The sequence below is a fragment of the Nesterenkonia sp. LB17 genome (genome assembly GCF_022565915.1).
In the GTDB taxonomy this organism is placed as follows: Bacteria; Actinomycetota; Actinomycetes; order Actinomycetales; family Micrococcaceae; genus Nesterenkonia.
Genome location: NZ_JAJOYX010000001.1, coordinates 558029 through 582591 on the forward strand (window position 1 = coordinate 558029; position 24563 = coordinate 582591).

General features: G+C 61.9%; 18 protein-coding genes. 6 read left to right on the plus strand and 12 right to left on the minus strand.

What is annotated here, in order from left to right; translation table 11 throughout:
* Window positions 1–131: 131 nt before the first annotated feature.
* On the minus strand, window positions 132–1193 hold the full coding sequence (locus LTH96_RS02510) for a hypothetical protein (protein WP_241464140.1): 1062 nt from the start codon (window positions 1191–1193) through the stop codon (window positions 132–134).
* A gap of 136 nt (window positions 1194–1329) precedes the next feature.
* Here LTH96_RS02510 and LTH96_RS02515 point away from each other — a divergent pair, with 136 nt between their 5' ends.
* From LTH96_RS02515 to LTH96_RS02525, 3 genes are read left to right on the plus strand one after another with little or no spacing between them, the layout of a single operon-like run.
* A complete protein-coding gene (locus LTH96_RS02515) occupies window positions 1330–2364 on the plus strand; it encodes an asparaginase (RefSeq protein WP_241464142.1) in 1035 nt (344 codons plus the stop codon).
* Between the two features lie 46 nt (window positions 2365–2410).
* Window positions 2411–3301, plus strand: a complete 891-nt coding sequence (locus LTH96_RS02520; RefSeq protein WP_241464143.1) for a polysaccharide deacetylase — start codon at window positions 2411–2413, stop codon at window positions 3299–3301.
* Between the two features lie 47 nt (window positions 3302–3348).
* Window positions 3349–4407: a PPK2 family polyphosphate kinase gene (locus tag LTH96_RS02525; protein WP_241464145.1), complete on the plus strand. Its 1059-nt coding sequence runs from the start codon at window positions 3349–3351 to the stop codon at window positions 4405–4407.
* Window positions 4408–4431: 24 nt separating this feature from the next.
* On the opposite strand, the gene LTH96_RS02530 is transcribed toward LTH96_RS02525, so the two are convergent.
* Both LTH96_RS02530 and LTH96_RS02535 read right to left on the minus strand, forming a co-directional pair.
* Window positions 4432–4965: a DUF805 domain-containing protein gene (locus LTH96_RS02530; RefSeq protein ID WP_241464146.1), complete on the minus strand. Its 534-nt coding sequence runs from the start codon at window positions 4963–4965 to the stop codon at window positions 4432–4434.
* A gap of 185 nt (window positions 4966–5150) precedes the next feature.
* Window positions 5151–6254 carry a hypothetical protein gene (locus LTH96_RS02535; RefSeq protein WP_241464148.1) on the minus strand — a complete coding sequence of 368 codons (1104 nt, stop codon included), beginning with the start codon at window positions 6252–6254 and terminating at the stop codon, window positions 5151–5153.
* Between the two features lie 213 nt (window positions 6255–6467).
* Here LTH96_RS02535 and LTH96_RS02540 point away from each other — a divergent pair, with 213 nt between their 5' ends.
* From LTH96_RS02540 to LTH96_RS02550, 3 genes are all read left to right on the plus strand, one after another.
* Window positions 6468–7166: a DUF6308 family protein gene (locus LTH96_RS02540; RefSeq protein WP_241464150.1), complete on the plus strand. Its 699-nt coding sequence runs from the start codon at window positions 6468–6470 to the stop codon at window positions 7164–7166.
* A gap of 87 nt (window positions 7167–7253) precedes the next feature.
* The gene (locus tag LTH96_RS02545) at window positions 7254–7961 is read left to right on the plus strand and encodes a hypothetical protein (protein ID WP_241464152.1); all 708 of its coding nucleotides are present in this window, start codon (window positions 7254–7256) and stop codon (window positions 7959–7961) included.
* A gap of 350 nt (window positions 7962–8311) precedes the next feature.
* The gene (locus tag LTH96_RS02550) at window positions 8312–9373 is read left to right on the plus strand and encodes an IS110 family transposase (RefSeq protein WP_241464154.1); all 1062 of its coding nucleotides are present in this window, start codon (window positions 8312–8314) and stop codon (window positions 9371–9373) included.
* 37 nt (window positions 9374–9410) lie between these two features.
* Here the strand turns inward: LTH96_RS02550 and LTH96_RS02555 are convergent, their stop codons facing one another.
* From LTH96_RS02555 to LTH96_RS02595, 9 genes are all read right to left on the minus strand, one after another.
* Window positions 9411–10493 carry an IS110 family transposase gene (locus tag LTH96_RS02555; protein WP_241464156.1) on the minus strand — a complete coding sequence of 361 codons (1083 nt, stop codon included), beginning with the start codon at window positions 10491–10493 and terminating at the stop codon, window positions 9411–9413.
* 461 nt (window positions 10494–10954) lie between these two features.
* On the minus strand, window positions 10955–13012 hold the full coding sequence (gene brxL / locus LTH96_RS02560; protein WP_241464158.1) for a protease Lon-related BREX system protein BrxL: 2058 nt from the start codon (window positions 13010–13012) through the stop codon (window positions 10955–10957).
* Window positions 13009–15342, minus strand: a complete 2334-nt coding sequence (pglZ, locus tag LTH96_RS02565; RefSeq protein ID WP_241464159.1) for a BREX-1 system phosphatase PglZ type B — start codon at window positions 15340–15342, stop codon at window positions 13009–13011. The genes brxL and pglZ overlap by 4 nt, the downstream gene beginning before the upstream one ends.
* Window positions 15339–18542 (minus strand): N-6 DNA methylase, encoded by a 3204-nt coding sequence (locus tag LTH96_RS02570; protein ID WP_241464161.1) that lies wholly within the window; start codon window positions 18540–18542, stop codon window positions 15339–15341. Before LTH96_RS02570 ends, pglZ begins: the two co-directional genes overlap by 4 nt.
* 2 nt (window positions 18543–18544) lie before the next feature.
* A complete protein-coding gene (gene brxC / locus LTH96_RS02575; protein ID WP_241464163.1) occupies window positions 18545–22000 on the minus strand; it encodes a BREX system P-loop protein BrxC in 3456 nt (1151 codons plus the stop codon).
* Entirely contained in the window at window positions 21997–22554 is a 558-nt protein-coding gene (locus LTH96_RS02580) for a BREX protein BrxB domain-containing protein (RefSeq protein WP_241464165.1), read from the minus strand. Before LTH96_RS02580 ends, brxC begins: the two co-directional genes overlap by 4 nt.
* Window positions 22551–23306: a hypothetical protein gene (locus LTH96_RS02585; protein WP_241464167.1), complete on the minus strand. Its 756-nt coding sequence runs from the start codon at window positions 23304–23306 to the stop codon at window positions 22551–22553. The genes LTH96_RS02580 and LTH96_RS02585 overlap by 4 nt, the downstream gene beginning before the upstream one ends.
* A 127-nt stretch (window positions 23307–23433) precedes the next feature.
* Complete coding sequence (locus LTH96_RS02590; RefSeq protein WP_241464168.1) at window positions 23434–23625, minus strand: helix-turn-helix domain-containing protein; 192 nt, start codon at window positions 23623–23625, stop codon at window positions 23434–23436.
* 429 nt (window positions 23626–24054) lie between these two features.
* Window positions 24055–24531 (minus strand): pyridoxamine 5'-phosphate oxidase family protein, encoded by a 477-nt coding sequence (locus LTH96_RS02595; protein ID WP_241464170.1) that lies wholly within the window; start codon window positions 24529–24531, stop codon window positions 24055–24057.
* Between the last annotated feature and the right edge of the window lie 32 nt (window positions 24532–24563).

A 24563-nucleotide genomic window follows, 5' to 3' on the forward strand; every position in this document is an offset into this window, starting at 1 on the left:
TGTTCCTTTCCCTCGGGTCATTCACTGGGAGATCCAGTGCGCCGACGCGGAGAACAAAACATTTTCTGCGTCAGTAAAAATCACCTTAGGTGCGACCATGGACATGAATGCGAGCCGAACAGATACAACAACTACCGAGGATCATCTTCGGTATATCGGCGCTGGAACTCGCGCTGGCCGTGCGTCACGCGGCGGATGTCCATACTGGAGTCGAAAGTGGACCCTATGGCGCCGGCGACGACGCCCATCGCCGCGCTGAGCCAGGCGATGTCGAGGTAGTTCAACAGGCTTACGTCACTGCCGATGAGATCAGCGAGGAAGTCCGGGTCGATGACCACGAGGGCGCCGAAGAAGATCGCCACCACAAGTGCCAGGTAGAGCATGGTCACGGCGACCAGCAGCGTCAGGATCGTAGAGCCGTTGTAGAGCATGACCACTCGGCCCACGTGCTTATTGATGGGTTTGTCCCACAGCCGGTTGGTGAAGATGAGCCATGCCACCATGCTGAGGATCACCGCGACTCCGATGGAGAGCAGGCGCACGGTGCTCAGTGCGTCGGCCATCTGCCAGATCGAGTAGTAGAAGATGCCGAACGCGCCAACAGCTGAGGCTGCTGCGAGTGCCCCTGAAAGTTTGGGGGCGGTTCGCATCGGCTCGTTGGCGACGGTCATGCCTAGAATTGTTCGCGGATCTCCGGTCACGGTGTGCGCAAACAAGCGGTGTTGGTCGCCTGGTTCCGTGGACCTCCAGCGAGCCCATCGCTGGGAGTATTTCTTCTCCACCGGGCCGTGCTCGTCTGGCAGCAGCTTGAGAAGACAGTTCATGAAGATCTCGCGGATCCTGCGCTTCGTGTCCCACACGCCCAGAGTGGGGAAAGAGATGATCGCGGTTCGCTTGTCGGAGAAGATCTCCGCGACCAGGGCTTGTCCTTCTTCGTAGCGAGGTACTTCGGTGAGCACCAGCACTGCATCAGCGTCGAGGTGCTCGGCGTCGAGTTCGCCGATGGCCACGATGTCGAGCGCGCCGTCGGTGTCGATGCGCACGCTTCGGGTCTCGACCTCCACCTCGACATCTTTCGTCAGCACCTGCCTCACCTCGGTGGTGAAACGTTCGGTGATCGCCTGGATCCTTCGGGTGGCTACTCCCGGATCCGCGATCAGCATCAAGCGCAAGGGTGTGTCGGGGGATGACATGTGCGGTTCTCCTTCAGTCTCCCCGCGCAGAGCCAGGCCCATATCGGGAGAGATCAGCGTGAGGCGTCACCTCGAGCGTAACTACAGTGAACGTCGTTGTCCTCACCGCTGGTCTGTGATGGACTCAAGGAAGACAGTGGCCACCACAAGAATCGAGGCTGACATGACCCGCATCGTCGTGCTGGCCACCGGAGGAACCATCTCCTCCCGTCAGAGCTCGGCAGGCGGGTCCCGCGCCAAGGATGACGCCGCAGACCTGATCAGCGCCCTGAGTACGCACGGACTCGACGACTTCGGAGCCGGCGTCGAACTCGAGTCCGAGGACGTTGCGGTGCAGAACTCCTTCAACTTTTCTCTAGCCGACCTCTCCCGGATCGCCCACGAGGTCGCGCGGATCCTGCGCCGAGAAGACGTGGACGGCGTAGTCGTCACCCATGGCACCGACACCATGGAAGAGACCCTCGCGCTGCTGGGCTTCACCCATGATGATCCGCGGCCGGTGGTGCTCACCGGAGCCCAACGCAGCCCCGATCACCCCGACAGCGACGGCCCACGCAACCTCCACGACGCCATCCACACCGCGGCCTCGCCAGCTTCCCGCGACCAAGGCGTGCTGCTGGTCTTCGGCGGGGAGATCCACAGCGCACTGGGTCTGCGCAAGAACCACACCCTGGCCCCGCAGCCCTTCGGCCACCGCAGTGCAGGCGTGCTGGGCGCCGTCGTCGGCTCCGGCACCAACTACTTCGCCCAGGCGCTGACACCCGAGCCGCTCCCGCTGCCCAACGCGGCATTCGAAGATCAGCGGGTGGACATGGTCCTGGGCTATCCCGGGGCCGACGCCGCGCTGATGCACGCAGCTCTCGAGGCCGGGGCCACCGGCGTCGTCGCGCTCGGCGCAGGGGCAGGCAACCCCGGTGTTCCGCTCACCGATGCCATCGCGCAGGCCACCGCTCAGGGCGTCCTGGTGGGTCTGGGCACCCGCACCGGGGCCGGGCCCGTCGCGGTGATCTACGGAGGCGGGGGAGCGGTGGACGCCGTCGCCGCCGGAGCCATCCCGCTTTCAGACCTGCCCGCAACCCAGGCCCGGATCCTGATGGCGCTGCTGCTGAGCGCCCATTCACCCACCCAAGCCAGAGACCAGCTGAAGGCACGGCTGAACCCGCAGACCTAGAACACTTCAGACGCACTGCACCAGACACGGAAGAGGTACTCACATCATGGCCAAAGAGATCTACGTAGCACTGGGCATCGACGTCGACGCGGTCGGCGGCTGGCTCGGCTCCTATGGCGGCGAGGACTCCCCGGGAGACATCTCCCGCGGCATGTTCGCCGGGGAGGTCGGGGTGCCCCGGCTGAACAACCTGTTGGCCAAATACGACCTGCCCTCCACCTGGTTCTGGCCCGGTCACTCCATCGAGACCTTCCCCGAGCAGTTCGATCAGGTGGTCGCCGCAGGACACGAGATCGGAGTCCATGGCTACAGCCATGAGAACCCGATCGCGATGACCCGCGAGCAGGAGACCGAGATCCTCACCTACTGCATCGATCTGATCGAGAAGCGCGCCGGGCGCCGCCCCACCGGCTATGTGGCGCCCTGGTGGGAGTTCTCGACGGTCACCAATGAGCTGCTGCTGGAACAGGGCATCAAGTATGACCACTCGCTGATGCACCGGGACTTCGAGCCCTACTACGTGCGCGTCGGGGACAGCTGGGAGCACTCGAAGATCGACTACGACAAGCCCGCCAGCTCCTGGATGAAGCCCCTGATCCGCGGCGAGGAGACCGACCTGGTCGAGATCCCGGCCTCCTGGTACCTCGATGACCTGCCGCCGATGATGTTCATCAAGTCCAGCCCCAACAGCCACGGCTTCGTGAACCCACGCCAGCTCGAAGAGATGTGGCGCGACCAGTTCGACTGGGTCTACCGGGAGAGCGACTACGCGGTCTTCACCATCACCATCCACCCCGACGTCTCCGGACGCCCGCAGGTGCTGCTGATGCTGGAGCGGCTGATCGAACACATCAACTCCCACGAAGGCGTGAAGTGGGCGCAGTTCAATGACATCGCCGATGACTTCATCCGCCGCTCACCGCGCACAACCGACTGACCTTCCTGCCCCTGAAACCACCGCTGCATCTGCCACAAGGAGACACCGTGTCCAAGAATGAGAAGAATGCCCACCGGCTCGATGTCCCCCTGGACGGCGTCCGCGGACCCAAGGGCGCGAAGAAGACCCCGTTCGAGGGCGACCCCCGCAAGCTCTGGCGGGTGAACCAATACCCGTCCCCGTTCTCACTTGCAGATGCCCCCACCCGTGAGAAGGTCGGGTTCAAGGGCAAGAAGGACGACGGTGAGGACGCGCTCGATGAACGCGCCGAGATGCTGGCCGACCTGCAGGAGCTGATGTGGGCACATGTCGTCTCAGCGTCTGAAGAGGACCAGCGCGAGGTGGCCAAGGCCATCGCCGGCCGAGTGCCTCGGCGAACACCTGCAGAGAAGGCCCGTCGGGAGGAGCTGTTCTCACCCGAGGTGGAGAAGGCGCTCAGCAACCTGGCGCGGGGGCCCAGGATCTTGCTGGTGCTGCAGGGCATGGACGCCTCCGGCAAGGGCGGGGTGGTCAAGCAGGTCGTGACCTCCATGGACCCGATGGGTGTGGACGTGGCCGGGTTCGGCAAGCCCACCGCAGCGGAGAGTCGCGAGCACTACCTGGAGCGCATCATCCGCAGGCTCCCACGCCCCGGGCATGTGGGAGTCTTCGACCGCTCCCACTACGAAGACGTGCTGGTGCCCACCATCCTTGGCAGCGAGAGCGCGGAGGAGCTCGAGCGCCGCACCGAGGCGCTGATGCTCTTCGAGCGCGAACTCGTCCGGCTGGGCTTCGTGATCATCAAGGTCAAGCTCACCATCTCCCAGGAGGAGCAGCTGGACCGGCTGGTTTCCCGGTTGGACCGGAAGGAGAAGCACTGGAAGTACGACCCCTCCGACGCCGATGCCCGGGCCGAGTTTGACCTCTACCAGGAGGTCTACTCTCGCCTTATGGAAGCCACCGACGCCGACCACGCGCCCTGGCATGTGATCGGCGCGGACCGGAAGTGGTACTCCCGACTTGCGGTCCAGGAGCTGCTCATCGCCGCGCTCTCTGACCTGAAGCTGCGCTGGCCCGCAGCGGACTATGACGTGGAGACGGAACGGACGCGGCTGCTGGAGTCGTGAGGGCCTGCTGACGAAGCTGAGCGCCTAGGGGAGGGAGCGTCCCGCGCTCGACGCCTCGGGCGCTGGTTCCGTCGGGTACTCCCACTTCGGGTTCCGTATATCGAACCGCGTCCGCAAGATCATCAACATCAGAACAATGATGGGGCCGATGAAGGGGATCAGTCCCAGGAAATAGACGGGTCCTGGGAGCCCTGCGTCGTGCAGCCTGCGCCAGCTCACCGCGAGCATCGGAAGAACCGTTACAGCGCCCCAGACAAAGGCCGCGAGCGAGCTCGCCAGAACCAGTCCCTCGACGTTGCCGGTGCCCTGAGTCAGGTCGAAGTAGCCCAGGGCTGGATCATAGGTGCGCATGTGCGGGATTGATATCAGCCCGCCGACTACGGTCATGAAGAGCTGCACCCACCAGTACTCGCTGCGCGAGGCGTACCCCTTGAAGTGCGTGTACTTGCCGAAGAAAAGCCGCACGGCTTGGCCGAGTGTGGCGCCGTAGAGCGGCTCGTTCAATGAGGGAGCAGAGGCTTCTGAAGTCTGGGACGGATCGGTGCTGTAGCTGCTCACGGTGATTCACTCCGGTGTTGACGCTTATGTATGTTCAACCCTAAGGCGCAGGGCGCTGATCTGGGAAGACTTAGTGTGAATCTCTAAATCTCCAGGGTCAGTGATCCCATTACGAAGGACTCGTTCGCACCCTCGGGCCTAGTGATGGCCGGGTTCCCGGGGCCGTCACGTCGAGAGTCGGACGGCTACTCATCCTGGAGTTCGAAGTGGTCGATGAGCCGATCCAGTGTGAAAGCCTGTCGGAGTTTTCCTGCACTGTTCTGGTTGGCGAACATACCTTTGACCCAGTAGGCCTCTGATTTCGAGACTGTGGTTTCCCACCGGACTGGGACCACGTATTCCGCCATGTCTATCCCTGACTCGAGCCCCGGGTCCTCGTGCTCATATGGAGCATTGAGTGGATGCTGACTCAGTCGCTTCCAACTGCCATTTGATAAGACCTCTGCCTCGGCAAAGCTCCTCGCCTCCCCAATAGTCTCACCGACACCGACGTAGCCGTACTTGGGGATATGAACGAAAATTCTTGCTCCCACGGGCAGGCTGCGAAGGGTCCTGGAATACCATTCCCCTCCGCCTGCGGAGACGAATCCATGAGTCCGAGCATCCTCCCAGTCGCGGTGATCGCTCTCTCCGAACGTAACGAACCAGTCGCGACCGTTCCACTCTGCTTTCTTGCTCGCCCTGGGTGTGCTGGAAGTAGTGGCGGACGGTGAATCAGGCGCGAGCCAGGAGCGTGCCAGGTAGCGACGGTCTTCGTCTTCCAAGTAGGAGAAGAACACGGCGTTGATGGCGAGGCCGAACTCTCTGAGGTAATTGACGATCCGCTCCGAGCTGTCGTCGAGGCTCGTCGCCACGATCGTCATAGTGATCTTCTCGGTGTTCAGTTCGTCAGGCGGAGAAAAGCCGAAGAGCTCATTGAATGCTGGTTCGAACTCCATCGCGGGACGGTTCCTAGCAAGGTGTTCGTTGGCGATCTCGACGATGGTGCCAGGGTCCAGCGTGGAGACCCATGACCCGTAGTCGAGTATCTGGGCAGTTACTTCACGTGGGGTTCGGTCTCTTTTGAGTTCGAGGACGTGGAGATTGGCGTCACTGTCCATGGCGAGCAGGTCAATCCACTTGTTGTATGGGGTCTTGACTTGTCGCCCGATGACGAGCAGACGTTGACCCAGGAGTGACGGGTCGTGCTCGAGGAACGTTTCCAACTCGGCCTCAGTTGGCAGATGTCCAGGCGGAAGTCGTTTCGGTGCGGGTCCGTCCAGACGCCACACCCCGATCTGTGTCGGCATGGGTTGTTCCTCCGTCTTTGAGCGTGAGTGGTTCGCAATCCGATTGGGCAAGGTCAACGCTACTGAACGGACTGTTCACTTCGGTAGCAGAAGCGAGACGGACTCCGACTCGGCACAGATCATGCCCTCACCTAGGGTTTCCTGACTGACGTTAAGGTACTTTTTAATTCAGTATGCAACTAGATGCTCAGCGAATGGAGGAGTCAAAAGCCCATGATCGTAGATTTTCCATCAGTAGACACGAAGATTCAGACGCAAGCTCGCGACCAGGCGCTTCGGGCCTTATCGCACGAGAGTACGGCGGAGAAAGTCGGCAAGTTTTACGATCCCGAGAGTAATTTCGCCGGGTCAACCTTCACGCAATTGGGTCCTCGCGACTCTGACGCAGTGACGGCGGTCGACTTGTTGGCCACCGGAACTCTTTCGGTGACGATCCCGCCGCGCGCGGTGCGCAGAATTTTGGAGGACGCAGAGACCCAGCGAGAACTCTCTCGCCTTTTGTCTGCGCTGCCACCTGTGAAGCTGGAATCAACCACGCCCGCTGACTTCGCGTCGATGTGTGAGTTCTATGACCTGGTTAAGGCTTCATTGGCACGAGCGGACACTGCGTCATCAAATCCATGGGTGACGGCGAGCAAGATCACTGCCCGTAAGCGTCCGGAGCTTTACCCGGTTCGAGACCGAGTTGTGTGCAAGTACCTTGGCATCCAGAACCTCAACGATCGAGAAAAGGACTGGTATGTCTTCCGTAAGCTTCTGCGAGATCAGGAGATTCAAGGTCTGCTGTCTGAGCTCCCAGATCTCGCGCGTGAGGCACATGAGGGGACACCACTGAGCATCGAAGCGGAGCCCCTCCGGTTATTGGACGCGGCGCTCTGGCGATTTGGTGGGGACGAGAACAGAGGAATGTAGCGTGCGCTCCTGAGCTCAGAGTCGGAACAGTTATGGAGATGATTCTTGGACGTGGGACCCGATAGCACCACCCTTCGGTCAATCGACGTGACGTTCGACTTCCGATCCGACACTCCGCCAGGACTTGACCCCGATCGTCACAGCCCCACCCTGCGGACGTATCACCGCGTGCTCTGGAGCAAGCCGCTCCCTGGCGGTGAGACGTTCAGCCTGAGTGAGACACGGCGGAATTGCTACCTGCACCACAAGTCAGACCTCGGTGAATTTTTCCTCTCAAGCGACCGGATCACTCAGGGGCTCGCCGGGTGGGGTGGGCGTCTCCAGGCCCTGGCGTCGAGCTTTTCGGAGGCCGAGAACGAGGACTACAGAGCGCTGGGGAACTCCGTTGCCGGGGTCATCATCTGGCCGGGCAATCAGATCGAGAAAAAGCCAACCATCAACGCGGCCCGCGGCCTGAACAGCAAGATCGCTGATCGGATGGACCTGACGCTCGAGGTGGTCCGCAGGCACTACGCGCGGGAGCAGAGTCCGCTGTCCGAGACCCTTGCTCGTTACGCCGACTTCTTCGACCTGTTCGAAGACTTTCATGGCTACATCGACTTCTTTCATCTGCAAGATCTCGTGATACCAGATGCCTCGCAGGTGAGCTTCTTCCTTCCATTCGATGGCTTCCGGAGTTCCGGCGTGCCCGTGTCAGTCGAGTCCTACGCAGGATTCAGGCGGCGCCATGAGGAGTTCCTCGCGGCCCGCCGGGGGCGCATAGCCGCGTGGCAGGAAGACTGGCTTGTGCGTTGATCCATCACTGTGGTCGGGCCCATGCGTGTCCATGAGCAGGACATCGTCGAACTATTGTGAACTCCTCGGAACCCGGGGCAGACCAGAGTCTCCATCAATAGTGAAAATGGGATGGAGGGCTTCGGGAGGGGTCTGACTTTCCAATCAAACTGACGCACCCTCGAACGGTGTTGTCCTGCCTGGGACCCGTCGATTCCTCCCGGAGCTCTCGCTGAATGGTCTGGATGCCCAGATCGAGCAGGGATGTGACTTCATAGGACCCTGTGCAACGAGACCCGTCACTGTTGTGTCCGCCCAGCCCGGCCTAGAGTCATCCAGCGCGAAGCTCTCGCGAAGGAGACGATCTCACCATGACGGTTCCATCTCTTGTCACCCAAGAAGTCGTGATCGCCGGAATTGACGCCCATCAGGACACCCATCACGTTGCGGTACTCACCCATACCGGCGCCTTGCTCGGTGATCAGCAGTTCCCCGCCAGCCCACCCGGGTACAGAGCACTGCTGGACTGGGTCGCCGCATTCGGACTCATCGATAGGATCGGTGTGGAATCGACGGGATCCTATGCAGCGGGTTTGACTCGATTCCTCACCGCAGAGGGCATCGATGTGAGAGAAGTCAATATGCCCCACGCCCATACTAAGGCACGCCGCGGCAAGAGTGATGCAATCGACGACGAGGCGGCCGCCCGCAAAACGCTCGCTGGTGACGCAACAGCGGTGCCGAAAACAACCACAGGTCTCATCAAATCCATTCGCCACCTGACACTGGCCAGACACTCAGCGGTCAAAGCCCGATCAAGCGCGCTGGTGCAGCTGCAGGCGCTGCTGATCACCGCCCCAGATCCTGTGCGCGAACGCATCACCGCGTCATCGGGTGCCGGCAAAGCCGTTCAATGCCTGAGATTGCGCGCGGACGTGGGTCGACTGGGTGAACCATTACACGCTGCGAAGCTGGCCTTGCGCATGTTGGCTGTGCGTATCAGAGGCTTCGACGAGGAGATCGCGACCCTGGATGCGCACCTTGCCCACATGGTCGCAGACGCCGCACCCACACTTCTGACCCGGGTCGGGATCAGCACCGGCCATGCCGCCCAATTGTTGATCACGGCCGGGGAGAACATCGACAGGTTGCATTCGGAGGCAGCATTCGCACGCTTGTGCGGCGTTGCTCCGATCCCGGTGTCCTCGGGCAAATCTCACCGCATGCGTCTGCATCGAGGCGGTGACCGGCAAGCGAACAGAGCCCTGCACATGATTGCAGTCTGCCGACTCCGGTACGACCCCAGAACACGTGCCTACATGCAGCGGCGCCAGACTGACGGGCTCTCGAAGAAGGACATTCTGCGATGCCTGAAGCGGTACATCGCGAGAGAGGTCTACAACGACCTCAAGACCGACCTCGGGGTCCCTTGACGCTCTATAGGACCGTCCCAGGATGCTTCTATGTGAGTCAACCCATGGTGGTGAGCACCTCGCCCTGAGTTCCGGCGGACAGGGTGCGGTAGAGCTGGCGGGTGACGTAGCGTTTCAAGCAGCGACGGATCTCCTTGGTGGTCCGTCCCTCTGCTCTTCTTCGCTCGATGTAGCGTCGAGTGTCGGGATCCGTGCGCATTCGGGTCAAGACAATCGTGTTCAGCGCTCTGTTGAGTCGGCGATCTCCTCCTCTGTTTAACCGATGCCTCACCGTGTTCCCCGAGGAGGCCGGGATCGGGCAAGTACCAGCGATGCGCGCGAACGCGGCCTCCCCGCGGACCCTGCCAGGATAGGCCCACGCAGCGAGCACCACCGCGGCGGTGACAGCTCCAACTCCGGGAAGTTCAAGCAGCTGCGGGGCCGCAGCTTCGACGAGCCCTGTGATGACCGTGCGATTCTCAAAGAGCTCCACATTCAGGACACGAATTCTTCGGGCCAGCCGAACGGCTTCGGCCCGAGCGGCACACACCCCGACGGGTTCTTCGCGGTGTCGCCATGCAGCGATGAGCTCAATCTGTTGCGAGCTCAACGCCTTGCGCGCATCGATACCGAGATCGTAGGTCCTCACCAGAGCCGTCAGGGCATTAGTGGACCTGAGCCGCTCAACGTTGAGATGGTCTCGAGCTGAGTTGAGCACCTGTAGTGCGTCATGGATCTCGCCAGCTCTACGGTCTCGCAGAGCGGACACCGGCATCGACAGCGTCGATCGGGCAGCCGAGAAAGCATCAAGCCCATCGGTCTTGGCTCGTCCACGTTGCTTCGCTGGCGGGGGCGCTTCCACTACCCGGTAGCCTGCTTCCGCCATGACGCAGGCAAGTTTCGCGCCGTAGGAGCCAGTGCCTTCAGCGGCGACCAGCACGGCGTCGAGGTCACCATAGGTCCGGCGACTGATCCAGTCCCGGGCGCGACAGAGACCCGCTGTTGTGGTGGGGAAACTGGCTTCATCGACTGCTGCTCCGTTGGGAGCAGCGACGATGGCGTAGCTGTGGGTCGCGGCGTGGGTATCGACTCCGACCACGTATTGGTAGAAGTCCGCCGCGCTGGTCGTCAGACTGGACATTGCGGTGGTCCTGTTCTCTCGCTTGGGATGGGGGCGTCGTTGCCGACGTCGGCCCAGGGAGAGAGTCACTACGAGGCATGCCTGTAATGGGTCACACCGCGCGGATTGTCATCCTCGAGGTGGACATGCTTCTGATCAGGCCATCGTGGTGGTCCAGGGTCGGCGTCGGCACCAGCAACCAGACGGACAGATCCTGGGAAAGACACCCCATAGGGAGGTCAAGCGGTTCAGGGGTCACGCCCGGAGACTGGTGACGACACCAACCCTGCCAGCCAGCCCCAGGCCGGCTATCTCAAGACTCACATGCGGTTCAATGTGTTGATCATGGGTGTTTATCTATCGATAGTCAATTAATTTGATCGATGGTAAATCTCTGGAACGTGATGAGCTGAGACATATTCACCCGTCTTGCACGCACCTGCGCCCAGGTTTTGGTCGCCCGACTCCGTGGCGTCGTGCGCTTATTCCTCGAGCGCCTTCACTAGAGCGTCTTGGGCGTCGCTGTAGAAAATGAACGAGACCTTCGTGGCGACTTCGTCGCTAACATCTAAGAGCTGGCGGCGCGCAGATACCGGAAGCAACAGAGCGGAGGCGCCCTTCTCCATTGCATGCTCGGCGAGCGCCGCGGCGTTCAGTACCGTCTCGACCCCGCCGCCGAGGGACAGATTGCCGACTGCAATCAGCCCGCCGCGCACCGACCGCTGGAGCATCGCGGAGGCAAGCGCGAGGAGTATCGGGAGGCCGAGGCCTGCTCCGGTCTTGGCAGTATCGAGGGCTCGGACTTGGGCAGTGAGATTGTGCTCACGGGGGTCACGGTCACCCACGAGTTGTCTTGCCTGGGCGACGAGGTTCTGCTCGGCGACCTTGAAGCTCTCGCGGAGCGTGGCAGGCGCAGCCTGGTTGAGCAGCCCCCTTGCGCCGGAGCCGGGGGTGTCAGTCGCTTCAATCCGATAGAGTCCGGGACCAGCGTCACCGCTGCCTTCGGAAATCGACCAGACCTGCCCTGCCGGCAGCGGGTCGATGCCGATCGAGTCGGGACTCGCCAGCTCGGGGGTCGAGACGAACTGCTCGACGCCCTCACCGAGGCGGTACCCGAACTGCGTGTTCCGAAATTCGGCGGCACCAATGCGCCGCTGCTGCTCCTTGACACGCCGTCGGGCCTCCAGCGCGATGCGCACGGCCCATTCGAGGTCCTCGTCGGAGATGGAGGCTTCCGCGTCGGGGTACAGCAGCTTTAACAGACCATCGACCGTCTTGTTTACAGCCGCGAGGTCACGGCCCGACAACGCGGCGGAGTATTGGACGCGACCTTGGATCGACGTGAGTCGCGACTGGTCCCGGAGTCGCGACCAGCACTCAGAGAGGAAATCGCTCACGAGACCGAAATGGTGCGTGAAGTACGTCGGGTCGAGTTTCGGGACATCCCAGCCCGGCAGGTAGGCGTGGATGCGGTCCATGAAGGCGGTGTCGTCGCGCATCTCCGGCGGCAGGGGCGAGAGGAGGTGGCCCATGCGCTGCTGATGAGCGACATCCACCTCGAAGTTGCCGACCAACACGATTGAGCCGTCAGCACGGATGGACTCACGGCCGCGGGAGAACTCGCCTGATTCCATGTAACCCTTCATGATGTTCACGCCGTCCTTCTGATCGAAAGAGACACCTGCTATCTCGTCGAAACACACCACGTCGTACTGCGCGACGAGGCCGCGTTGCCCAGTCGCGTTGTTCACGAACATGCGGGCGACGGTCGCCTTGCCGCCTGAGATCAGATGCGCGTACGGTGATACCTGCTGGAACAAGTGGGACTTACCCGTGCCACGCGGTCCCAGCTCCACCATGTTGAAGTTACGCTGCACGAACGGCACCATCCGAAGCAGGAGCACGTCTTGCTCACGGTCGGTTAGCTGCACGGGCTCGAAACCCACCGATCGAAGCAACAAGTGCTTCCACTGTTCGGTTGATAACCGCGCGCGGCCTTCGGTCAGGTGCGAGAGCGAGTGACGAGTCGAGAGCTGGATGGGACGCAGCGAGCCGATGGCAAAGGGCTTGCCGTTGTTGTCCTCCGCAATCGCCGCATCGTAGAACAGGTCGACCTCGGCATAGAAGCCTCCAGTGAGCATCCGCTCGTTGTCACGCACAACGGCGTCGTCGATGCGCACGTCGCGAAGCCCAAGGCTCGGCAGCTCCGCGACGTAGGCGTTCGACTTTGCGTCAAGCCGCGCTTTGACCAGGTCGATGAGCTTGATCGTCATGCGTTCGCGAGCACGTGACTTGAACAGTTCTTCCTCGCCTGCGCGCACGGTACGGTCGGCGAGGAGTCGGCGCACAATCTGGAGGCCTTCTTCGATCTCCTCGGGATCAGTCGTGGCGCAGTATCGTCCGATTAGAAACTCGCCAACGTAGGTCGGGACGGGATACGACCCCTTGAACTGCTGCGCGAGATCTTTGCGGACAACGTATCCCTCGAACGCCGAAGCCGCAATCTCGTCGATCTCGTCTAGGATGATTGTCTCGCTCATTCGGCGCCACCTACCGTCGTTTGTGCTTGGGCTAGAATCCCGCCGTTCGAGTCGATCAGCACGACCCATGCGAGAACCCCAGCGGGGGCCTGTTCCTCATCGACGAGCACCTTCACCTCACCCGACTCTGCGGGCGATTTTGGGCCACCGACGGCGCTCGAGGCGTCGGCGGGGCGGAGCCGGATCTCGGCGACGATTTCAGCGTCGGCAGGCGCGTAGTCGATTCTGCATCGCTGCCCGGTCCACCGGACGGTCTCGATCTCGACGGGGGCAACGGTCGTATCGCCGCGCGCCACCGTGACGAGGGGAATCACGCACTCTTGCAAACTCAAGCCGCCGTGCTCGTAGAGGCGACCCGCCTCGAACGCTGCGGCCCCCGGTGCGCTCGCCATATCAACGGACGAGTCCCATGTCCATGGCAGGATCGGGAAATCTGGACGCGCAGCCGCGTGCTTTAACCGGGCAACACGCGGCTTGCGCGTTGTGTCCCCTTCCGTAACTTGAAGCGGCAGGGTGACCCTTTGTGCTGGCCGTCCGGGTAGAAGGAACCCGTGATCGGTGACGATGACGACCGTCCGCCACCCCGCATCGAGCAACCCGCGAACCCGTTCGGCGACGAGGTCGAGCTGCTGGTCGACGAAGTCGGCTAGTGAGTGTCCATGCGAATGGCCCAGCGAGTCGATAGAGTTCGTCTGCGTCCATGCCTTTCCGCTCGGGTCGCCCACATCGGCGGCGTCCCACTCAAGGAACTGAACACCCGCACTCGCGAGGGCCGAGCGCAGGACCGTCCCCTTGAGGGATCGACCCTGGTCGTCGGAAGCGTCGAAGGCGATTCCTCCGCCCACTGCGATCGCGATGGGAGCGACCGCCGGCTGCCCGGTTGGCGTCACGCTGGGGAATGCAGCCAGTCGTGTCTCTACGTTGGTGTCGAGCGGTGAGAGTCGCCGTGCCACGCGAATAGCCAGGTCGAAGCGAAGCGCATCTACGTAAACAACAGCAGTTCCAGTTTTGACGTCGAGGCCGGTCTGCCCGGCGTATTGGGTAGCTGCTGCTTTCTGGAAGACCCGAGCCGACTCGTCGACCCAGGGGTCGTAAAGCGCACCGAGCGCAGTGGTCACTGCGCCCCGGTCTTGCGCGGTTTTAGACCCCGCGATCGCTCGCAAAGCGAGGTCGTCGATAACGCGCCCCTCAGTGCCATACCAGGCAACTTGAGCGTCGAGGTCCGACGACCACGTCGCGTCCGCTATACGATCAGCCAGTTCGGCGAGATATCCAACGACTCGCGCGAGGGGTGCCCGCCCGAGGACCGCCCAGACGTTGTCTCGGCGCGCTGCGTGCGTGGCAGCGAGCTCGATGATCCGACTGTGCGGATCTTGGTGAGTCGCGAGCTCGCCGAGCGCATTTCGCAACGCCTCTTCCTGCTCGTGATTCCAAGATGGCCACGAGTCAGGATGCGGGTCGGTGTCTCCGAAAAGCGGCACGACAGAGGGGCGTGCCCGATCGAGGAGATTGGGGATATTTGGATAGCGGCCGGGATTTTCCTCGAACCGCTGCCAGACAGCGCCCCACTCGCCCGCCCGACTCCCGAGCTTGCTGGCCGCGGTGAGCGGGCCGTCTTTCTCAGGGCTGAAACCGTAGACGGACTTGCAGGAAGCAATGAGCGCCTGCCATCTCGCGCCTTCCAGTGATGCACGCACTGTGTCTGGGTCATTCACCCATTCGAGCAGTGTACGCGCCGCGTCCTCGAGGACGAGATGGTGCAGGCGTGACGAGTCGAGTCGCCCCATGCGTTTGAGGTCGTCAATGTCCTTGGTGAGAAACTTGTTCAGAACCTGCTTGAGGGCCCCTTTCGTCGCCGTATCGCCAGCAAGGTCAAGCCCTGCGCCCTGCTTCGACGCGAGGAATGTGTGCGGTGTCCACGGCGCCTGGCCGTGGGCAGAGGGCCACCAATTGGAGCGGATCGCTACCTCGGCGAGCGGCGCTAGCGCGTCGTTGAGGACCGATGCCTCGGCTACGGAACTTCGGTTGACACCAGGCAGGTAGATCACCCACCGGTTACGTTCGTCCCGTTCGGCGAGATGAGCCGGCAGTTCCACCGACTCGGAAGAAGCCAGAACGGCTCGAAGCCAAAGCGCCGGACCTTGAGCAGTTGCAGGGTCGTACTTGCCGAGAACAAGAATGGGCGCCACCTCTTGGAGGCTACGTATCACTGGCTCCCATGTGCGCTCAGGGTCGGTCCATAGAACAGCCGCTGGGGCAGAATTCGTCCCTGCGTTGAAAGCTGCGGCGTCTCTCAGCGCCTTGGCGATTACTGCACGCACGAGTGTCATGAGGCAGCCCCCCCCGCGTTCCGTGCTGCGCGGCGTTGGTCGAGCGTCGGGTGCAGATCATTTTGCCGCTCAGACCCGTCTGAGTTTGTTCCGCGGTCCTTGCGCCAGTGGATGTTGACCTTCGATCGGAGCACGCCAGCAGTCACGAACGGCCGAATGTTGAGCCGCACGCCATCGTCGAGGTCGGGGTTCCAGCCGATGTGCTGCTCGTGGAGTTCCTTCCAACGGACATAGATGTCGTACGGCGGAGCTCCGTCGAGGATCAGCTTGAACCTCGCCTGCAACGTCTCGGCTGCGGCAAGGCGTGCGTCTGCACCAGCATGGCCTGCGGCAGTTTCATGCTTCTGCCGCTCGATCCATGCGCCCAGTACCGTGAAGGTCAACTTCTCCAGTGTTTTGTGGTCGAGCTTGTGATAGTTGATGACCGCTGAGAAGCCGTCCTTGCGGCCATCCCAGACGTGCCAAAGGAACGGGCGGTTCCCGAAGACTCTGACGTGTTGCGCGAAGAATGTATCGCGGAGCCAGTCCTGCAGACGACCGTTTTTGCCACCGGCCTCGGTGACCAGAGTCCGTTCCAAAGCGCTTGACCACTCTCCGCCGTACGCGACGCTGAGGAGCTCGCGAAGCCTGGTGGAAAGGTCCGGTTCGCCTGGCAATGACTCAAGCGCGGCAATGCCATCGGCGTCGGCAACGGAATCTAGATCGTCAGGAGTCTGATCAGGCCATCTGTAGCCCAAGAGGCGCGCGACAGCGACCTGTAGCGGATACGCAGAACGTACCGGGCTACCGGCGAATAACCACTGCCGTGGGTCGCTGGATCGCTTTTCGACCAATGGCGCTTCCTCTGCCACGGACTCCCACCGCTCGGAATCAAAGGGAACTTTCAATAGTGTCTGGTTGGTTACCTTCAGACTTCCATCGATTCGACGAACCGAGGCGCTGAATCCGCCATCGGAAAGGCACGCCCACAGCGCCGGAAGCATGCGCGCGTCCTTTGGCCAAACTACCGCACAGTTGTTATCGAAGGATTCCCCGGTATAGCGCGTAACCGGCAAATCTCCCATCAAGGAGACAACCACCCCCGCATGACCCCAGGCCGCCTCGCCTTGGATGCTAGCAATTCCCTCCCCAGCCAACCGAGCAAGAGCGCCATCCCCATTGTCCCAGCGAAGAATGTGCTCTCGCCCTGCGAACGGGGTGGTTCTGGCGGTTGTGCTCTGATGGAATCGCCACTTACCACCAAGACTTTCCACCTCCCAGAACTTGCGAATGAGCCTGGCTGCATCACCAGTCCTGAGGCCGTACAAACTATCGGCGTACAACGAGAGATATGGTCCAGATTCGAGGATCTCCGGAACAATCCGAGAATCTGGATTTCGCATCGTCTCAGTCTGAGCATGAATGATCGGCGGAACACGCTTTAGCTCATGTGCCTTGAGTGCTGGAGACTTGCGGTCGGCAACGTCGAAGGACGCCCAAGTAGAGTCAGGAACCGGACGCATCGATCCCGCTACCAACAGTCCTACGTTTACAACTTCACCAGATATGGCTGTGAATGCCCCTGTGCCAAGAAATGCGTACGCGTAGAGTGACCGCCCGGACAGGAGCTTCTCTCGCAGGGTCTTGTACCTAGAAAGTTGGGTCCATCCTTGGGGAAGCACGGCCGCTACTGAAGTCGACATAGTGAATGACCGCTCGAGCATCATCATCGCCAGGTCATGCTTCGCCTCAGGATAAAAGGTGTCGGCATGAGCCCGCAGCGGAGCGTCCTGTCTTGCGCGGGACAAGTAGGGCACATTCGTCGCGACCAGGGTGTATTGACGCGCAAGTAGTCCTGCCGCAAGCACCACGTCGGTTGCCGCACGACCAGCTACGGTCCCTTCCTGCTTCTCGCGCTCCAGAATCTTGCGAAGGGTGGCACGGACCTCACCCCATGCGGCCCCGATGCTCATGTCAGAACAAAAGGCTGCGTCGTCTACATCGGCGGGCCGGGGCGAAATCAGCGAGCCAAGGGTGTCGGCATTCCGAAAGAGTGAGTGGAGCCGTCCAAGGAGCTTCGAAAGGTCCGAGTCCCCATTCGCATGAGCGAGCCATTCCTCCCTAGTGCCCCGAACCGGCACGCCCGAACAAGCAATCTGGGGCGCCGGCAGGTCTCGGAAGCCCCCCTGTTTCCATGCCTCGAGGGCGAGGTTGAAGGCCGCGATCTGAGTGCATCGCGGATCGAGCTCAAGCCCATGAAGGTTTTCTCTAAGTACTGCGTCCTGCGCATCCGGTATGGACAATCCCTCCTCCTCAGCACGCATCCGCCAGAGCATCCCGAACATCGCCACGAGGAAGTGCCCAGACCCGCAGCATGGGTCCATGACAGAAACCTCGGCTGCGGTTGTCGGCCACTCGCTGAACTTGCCTGCGGCGGGAGTGCCGTCATCCAAACGGCGCATATGCTCCCAGCCGTCAATGAGCGGAGAATCCGGGTGACGGGCCGCCCACCATGCGCCGAGGGAGTTCTCAAGCAGGAAGCGGACCATGTAATTCTCGGTGAACAATTGCGTCACGGGCGATAGGTCGGAAACGCCGATCTTCACGCCGGAGTCGTTCACCCGCATCTTCTCGGCCGTCTGCCAGAACTGGTAGACCCAGCCGAGCGCGTCTTCGGTTGTGAACACCTCGGCCGGGATCTCCATGAGGAGACGCTCCAATGCGGTCCGGTGTTCGGCCGCGAATCGGACCTGCATCGCAGGGTCTGACAGTCGGAACACACCGGGCAGGATCTCCGAGGCGAAGCGAGCGGCGACGGCCCATGCGTCGGGCTCGCCCAGGTCGGGCGCAAAATCACCGCAGTCGTCCAAGGACAACGGGATGTCACGGTACTCAGGGTGCCGCAGGAGTTCGTTGACCTCTAGGAAGCGCGCAAACAGCAAGCAGTGCCATTGCTCATATGCCACGTCATGAACGAGGTTTGCTAGCGGCGCGCCCGCGCGCGACGTGTCGTCCCCGAGTTGCCGGCCCTTGTCCCGAAGCGCCAGGCGGAGCCTGTTCTGCTCTTCGGTCAGGTAGGCAAGCCGACTTGGCTCACCGGCCGCGAGTGCACGCAGGGCGTCTTCGGCTGCACGCTGCGCCCTCTCGCGAGCGCGTTGTGTCTGGGCATCGAGGAATCGCCGTTGGTCGGAATTCAGAACGGTAATCTTGGCCTCAATCATAGTCAACCCTTCACCACGACGGTGTCATTGCTACGCAAAGCTTCGAGAAGCTGCGTCCGCAGTTTCTCGATGTACCGCTCGACCTCACCCGAGCTGCTCAGACTCTCCGTTGAGACGGTGACCGTGACGGTCGTCGCCGCAGGGGTCGTGAGCCGAAGGGCCGCTTCCAGAGCGCGAGAGGCACGCTGCGGGATTGCGTCTAGTTCGGCCGTCCACCCTTGAAGAGGTCGCGCCTGCGCCGTGGCCAGTACAGCCAATGGATCGGCCAGGTTGGGCTCCGGCTCTGCAGCGAAGTGGTAGTCAGCGAGGAGCGCGGCGCGTTGCTTCGGTTCAAGCGCCTTCCACGCAGACTGCGCCTTAAGGCTTTCAGCAGCCTGCTTGCGGGTTTCCCGCAGTGTGCCCGCGGCTGAGTAGATCGCGTCGCGAAGCGCCCCGGCCAGGTCCTTGACGATTGGCGCAACGGGATCGGCATCGGCGAGCAGGTCACGGCTTGCAAGCAGTGTGTCGAGGCGGTCGCGCGCGGCCGCTGCTGTTTCCAACCCTGCGGAGGACGTGGCGAGTGAACGCGCCAGCTCCAGCGAAGGGCTCCGGCTCTTGCGCCGCCGCTCATACTCCGAAAGCTTGTCGTTGAAGCTCGTGAGCTCGTCCTTCGCGTCCAACAACGCATGAATACGGTCATTTCCCGAGCTACTGACAATGACCTGGATATTGTCTGGGAATCTGATTTCCGGAAGTGGTGCCGGTCCGCTCACGTCTTTCGTGCGTTGCACGAGCGACTTCACGGCCTGCTCAGCCGCAGAGACAAGTCCATCGTTGTTCGTGGGGAACCCAAGCATACTCAGCACCTGGCGGGCCTGGATCTTCTCTGCTGGCTTGAGAAAGGTTGCTTCCCGACGGAGTTGCACATTGCCTAGACGGGTCTGCTTGAGTACGTCGGTCATAGCCGCGTCGCTGCCGTTGAGCGTCGCTCGGATCACACCGGTATGGAGAAGTACGCCAATCGCCGCCATGAGAGCGTCTCTCGGCCAGCCGAGCGGCTTCGACGTGACAGCCTTCTCTACGTCGCTTGCTGCGGTGCCGGCCGAACCGATATGACTGAGCACCTCCTTGACGACTTGATGCTGCTCGGGGTCGGCGTCGTATTGGACAGCCTTGAGGGCGTCTGCGGCCGATCCACTCTTGACCCTGGCGAGTACCTGCGACCAGCGATTGTCATCGGCATCGGCGAACCTCGGGAAGAGTCGTGTCGCGGCATCCTGCGAACCAGCCTCGATTTTCTCTCGTAGTGTGACGCCGCTCGGTGCCGTCCCGCCGCCAAGAAGCACACTCGCCTTGGAGATGACATCGCTTACATGTGTATTCACCCGATCCGTCGCCCGGTCAAGGCGAGTCTGCATTGCACTTCTGGCTTGCTTGCCCTCATCATCCCGCGGAATACCCTGCTGGTCGACCACTCGCTGCGCAGCGAGCTTGTTGCGGACCGCGGACGCGAACGAGGGTGCCTGGAGCCGTGGAACGTGGACGAGGATGATCGGAGAGTTGACGCCAAGACCGCGGGCGGCCTCATTGAACTGCTTCGCCGTGATTCCTTCGTCCCACTCTGAGCGGAGCCACACCGGGATCGCCTCGGAGTCGGGCGGGAGGGACGCATCGGCGTGCAGGGTGAGCCTGCGTGATTCCTTGGCGCGCCCCTGTTGGATTGAAGTCGGCAGCGACCGGCCTACCTCCGTAAGCAACAGCGAGTCACGCGCAGTACTCACCTCGCTGTCAGTGACCTGCGCGTGGTGCCTGCGGAACGCTTCGTCCCATTCGCGGCCTGCCTTCGTCTGAAGGCGGAACTCCTCGCCGTCCTGCTGGATGACCCCCTCCCCAGCGAGCGCGTCGAGCACGGCCGGCACCTCCTGTCGAAGCCGGTCGCCATCGTGGGTAAGGTCTTCGACGAGCAGGTCCACGAGGTGGTCCGATGAGGCGCGTACACCGATATCGCCGTGCCCTGAAGTCGGGAGGAGACCGATCAGATGGATCAGACCGAGGATGCGCCCACGCAGTGAGTTTTTTTGCCCCTGCTCATGGATCAGTGTCTGCGTCTCCTTGAGGAGTAGCCCCGCGCCGTTCAAGTCCTCGTTCTTCTGAGAATAGAGGAAATCGGCACCAACCACGGTGCCCGGTGACGCGGGGGCAACCTTGCGGTTAGCTTCGTGCACGATTCGAAGCTGGGAACGAAGTTGCCCGGCGCGGCCGGCATCGGCCTGTCGGAGCACGCTTTCCCAGAAACGACGCCGAACAGGAAGCAGTGGGTAATCCTCGGCGAGGTCCTTGTCGTCCTCAGCCGTGTGCTGAATCTTGCTACCAATGAGCTGCCGCGAAATCTGCCCCGAGACGGAAGCCAACGTGCTGTCGAGAAAGGGCTTCTTCGCGAGCTCCTTGCTCAGCAGGACACGGCGGACGACGGCATCGACATCTTGGTTCTTGAGCACAACCTTGACGGTGAAGCGGTCCTGAATCTTCTGGAGGGTCGCGTCCGCCGTCAGTTCCTGTTGGCCCGTCGCGACGAGCAAGACGCGACCGTCTAGTTCACGAGACACCGACTCAACTAGGTTCTGGACCTCCATCGCGCGGCCACCGTCGCCACTGATGTACTGCTGGACCTCATCGAGGACGATCAACGACGGAGGAACCTGTCCGTCGCCGACGTACTCAAGAATTTTCTTGAGTAGCGCAATGGTCTCGTCAGTGGAGAACGAACGCGTGTCGGTCGGGAACTGACTGCGCAGCGCGGCGCGAACGTCTTTGGCAGATGCGGCGAACTCCGGCTCGGCGGCGAGGATGGCGTTCGCGAGTATTGTGCTGAGGTTGTACTCGTTTAGTTCCTCGATGAAGTCGCCGCCGTTATTTGTTATGTGGTCGCGCACAGCGTCAATGCGTCCGATGCTCGCGAGCCACAGCGCCACTTGAGTGGGTGCTACGCGCGGGGGCAGCCCCGCCGCCCCAAGGACGATCGAGAGGAACACCGAATTGAGAGTGTCACCGCTACGGTCTAGCGCCCCCGCGGCGGCCCACGGCGGGGCGCCGTCCCGGCGGCCGAGCGTGGTCACTTCTGTCAGTTGGTCTTGTATAGCTTGCGGGATGTTGGTCAGGCCCCGCGCGGTTGCACCGTTCGGGAAGCGTGTGTCTGCCCATAGGTGCTGAAGCACACGGACCATGTGGGACTTGCCGCTGCCGTAGAAGCCAGAGACCCATACGGCCGGTTGCGTCGTCCTGTTCCGGTGGCCGGTGTACGAGTCGAGGATGCGCTGCAGGCCGTGCGCATACTCGCCCTCGCAGACAAAGCTCTCGAGCTCGTACTTTAGGACATCCCACTGGTTGGAGTCCTCCGGACGGTCAACGTTGGTGACACCGTCGTTCGGAATCTCGAAGCTGAGCGGGTGGCGGGTGAACAGGTCATTGTTGATCGTCATGTGAGGTCCTTCTGGGGATCGATGACGCGGGCTCGGTAGTTGAACCCATCGCGCGCGTCGAGCAAGCGGAATGAATGAGTCTCAGTCTCGTGAAGCCCCGGGAAGAGCACGAGGAGGCGGCCGGTTATGGCGGAATCGACGGACTTGATCACGCTCGACGCCCGCAAGAACGGGAAGATCGAGCCGATACCCACGAGCGACACGACGGCGTCTGCGGGAGCCGTTTCGAGGACCTGGCGAATGCGTCCAACCAATGTCGTCTCGAACTGATCGAGTATCGACTGCGTGAGGTCATTCGGTTCTTCGTAGAACGCCTCCGCGTGCCGGTGAGAAGACAACCAGTGCCCAAAGTCGTCGGTGACATCGAGGACGATCCAGTCATGATGCGCCTGGGTCGTCGCCAACCCCAGGCTAGGCAGAGAGTGCCGGATTTGCCGCTCCAGATCCGGCGGGTAGACGAGCATCCAGACGCGCTCACCACCCGAAACGTTGTCCTTCCACGTCATGGATAACTCTGCCTTGTATGCTTCGACGAGCTCGGAGGCGCGGCTCATGCTTCACCGCCCAGGCTTGGGAACGACACGTCGACCACGTTGCCCGCCACGAGAAGGTCGATGAGTCCTTGGGCGTGCGCGTCGCGAAGAGCCTCCAAGGAACGGCCGGGTGCAATGCCGAGAATCTGCGACCAGGGGTTGTCAAGGACACCGAGGCCACGCCCGCCGGCTAAGTGCCCCAGGTAAGCCGCATAGGCGATGGCCGCCGGTCTGGCCTCCACGCCGGTACGTACCTTCTTGGAGCGACCAGTGAGATGGCCAATCTGGGTCCAGCAGGCACCGGTGTTGCGGCCGGTCTTCCCGAGGGTCGACTCCGACATCTCCTTACCGAACTGTGCGGCGACGGCAGCAGTGAGGTCTGCCGACGTCAAGCCCGAACCTTTGGGGAGGTCCGCGATGGCGGCGAAGGATGCGCGGAGCACCTCGTCGCGGACGAAAGCCAACTGTCCCGCAAGGAGTGGACGGGAACAGGGGTCGATGTCCCAGAAGTGCCGCAGTGCAGTGAACTCCGGGCGGGCGGGGTCAAGGAAGTACAACTCGCGCAGGTGGCGAAACGAACGCTGCCGACCGGCCTGGGTCGGACGGCCGAGGATATTGCCGTCGACTATCGCCTCGCGGTAGCGCTCTGCGCTTGCACTTGATGGCACATCTCGCAACAGCTCCACAAGGTGGGGAATGGCAGTCGTGTGGCTGGCGGTTGTCCGCAACGTGCCGAGGGTGAAATCGCCCTCAAAGACAGGAGAACTCGTCATCTCGCGGCGTTCACCGCCTCACACACAGATAGTGGATCAATCTTCAACAGCTTCAGGACTCCCCATGGCAACACGACCCCTGTATCCACCGTCCCGATTCCAGCAGGAGCCTTCCACATTCGAGCACTCACGAATCGCCATCTCCCGTCGTTGCGCCGCCGTCGCGGACCCAGTCGTCGACTTCGCTTGCCTGGAACTTCCAAAGCCGCCCGACCTTGTGGGCAGGCATATCCTTCTCCGCAATCCAGGTGTAGATCGTGTCCTTGGTGACACCAAGGTGGGAGGCGATGTCATCGGCAGACAGCCACGGCTCAGTCACGTAAGTCCTCCATCTCGACCCGCACAGGCCGATACTTCCTATGATATCGGAGTTAAAGTGGGTTGAGTAGGCTTTTTCCGGGTTTAATCGGGCCGACCATCACATATGAGGTTGGCGCGGCACTCGTCAGGACGTCGTGCGCGCAGTGCTTTCGATGCGCTGATGGGAGCCGAACCATCTCTGGCGCCTTGAAGGATCAGCGCTGGCGCGGAGAGCTCTTCTGCGGGCCGTACCCAAGCGAGCCCATGCTCCGCGGCGATCCGTCCCTCGCTGACAACTCCCCTGAATGATGGGGTCAACGGCGCCAAACGATCATGACCAAAGACCGGACCGGTCAAAACCACTCGGCCTCTGGCAAAACGGTGTCCATAAAATCCAAAGGGGCGGGCCAACGAGGTGGCCCGCCCCCCTTTGTCAGTATCGACCGACTTACAGCTCCACGCGCCCCTGGTCGCCCATGTTTGGGGTCTCCGAGGAGAATGACGCCTTCGCCATCTTCACGAGTGCGGCAGCCTTGCCGGGTCCCTCCCAGTACTGGGCGGTCTCCGGGGTCACCTCGATCAGCACGGCGTTGGGATCCTCGGGGCCGCCCTCGAAGTAGGCCTTCGGGCCCAGGTCCCACAGCTGCTTCTTGCGCTCGAGGTCATCGATGATCTGGGCGCTGCCGGCGATGGAGACCCAGGTGTGAGAGTCCACAAAGCCGAGGTTGACCTCGCCTTCACCGATGATGTCCTCGATCTTGTCCGAGTTCAGCGGGGTGAAGAACCAGAACTTGTGCTGGTCGTCGATCTCGGTGACACCCATCGGGCGGGAGACGATCCGGTGATTCTGGTCCACGGTGGTGAACATGCAGGTGCCGATGCTGTTCAGCTTCTTGACGAGTTCGTTCGCAGTCATGTCAGTCATATCGTTCTCCTGTGTTGGGTATGAGCGTCTTG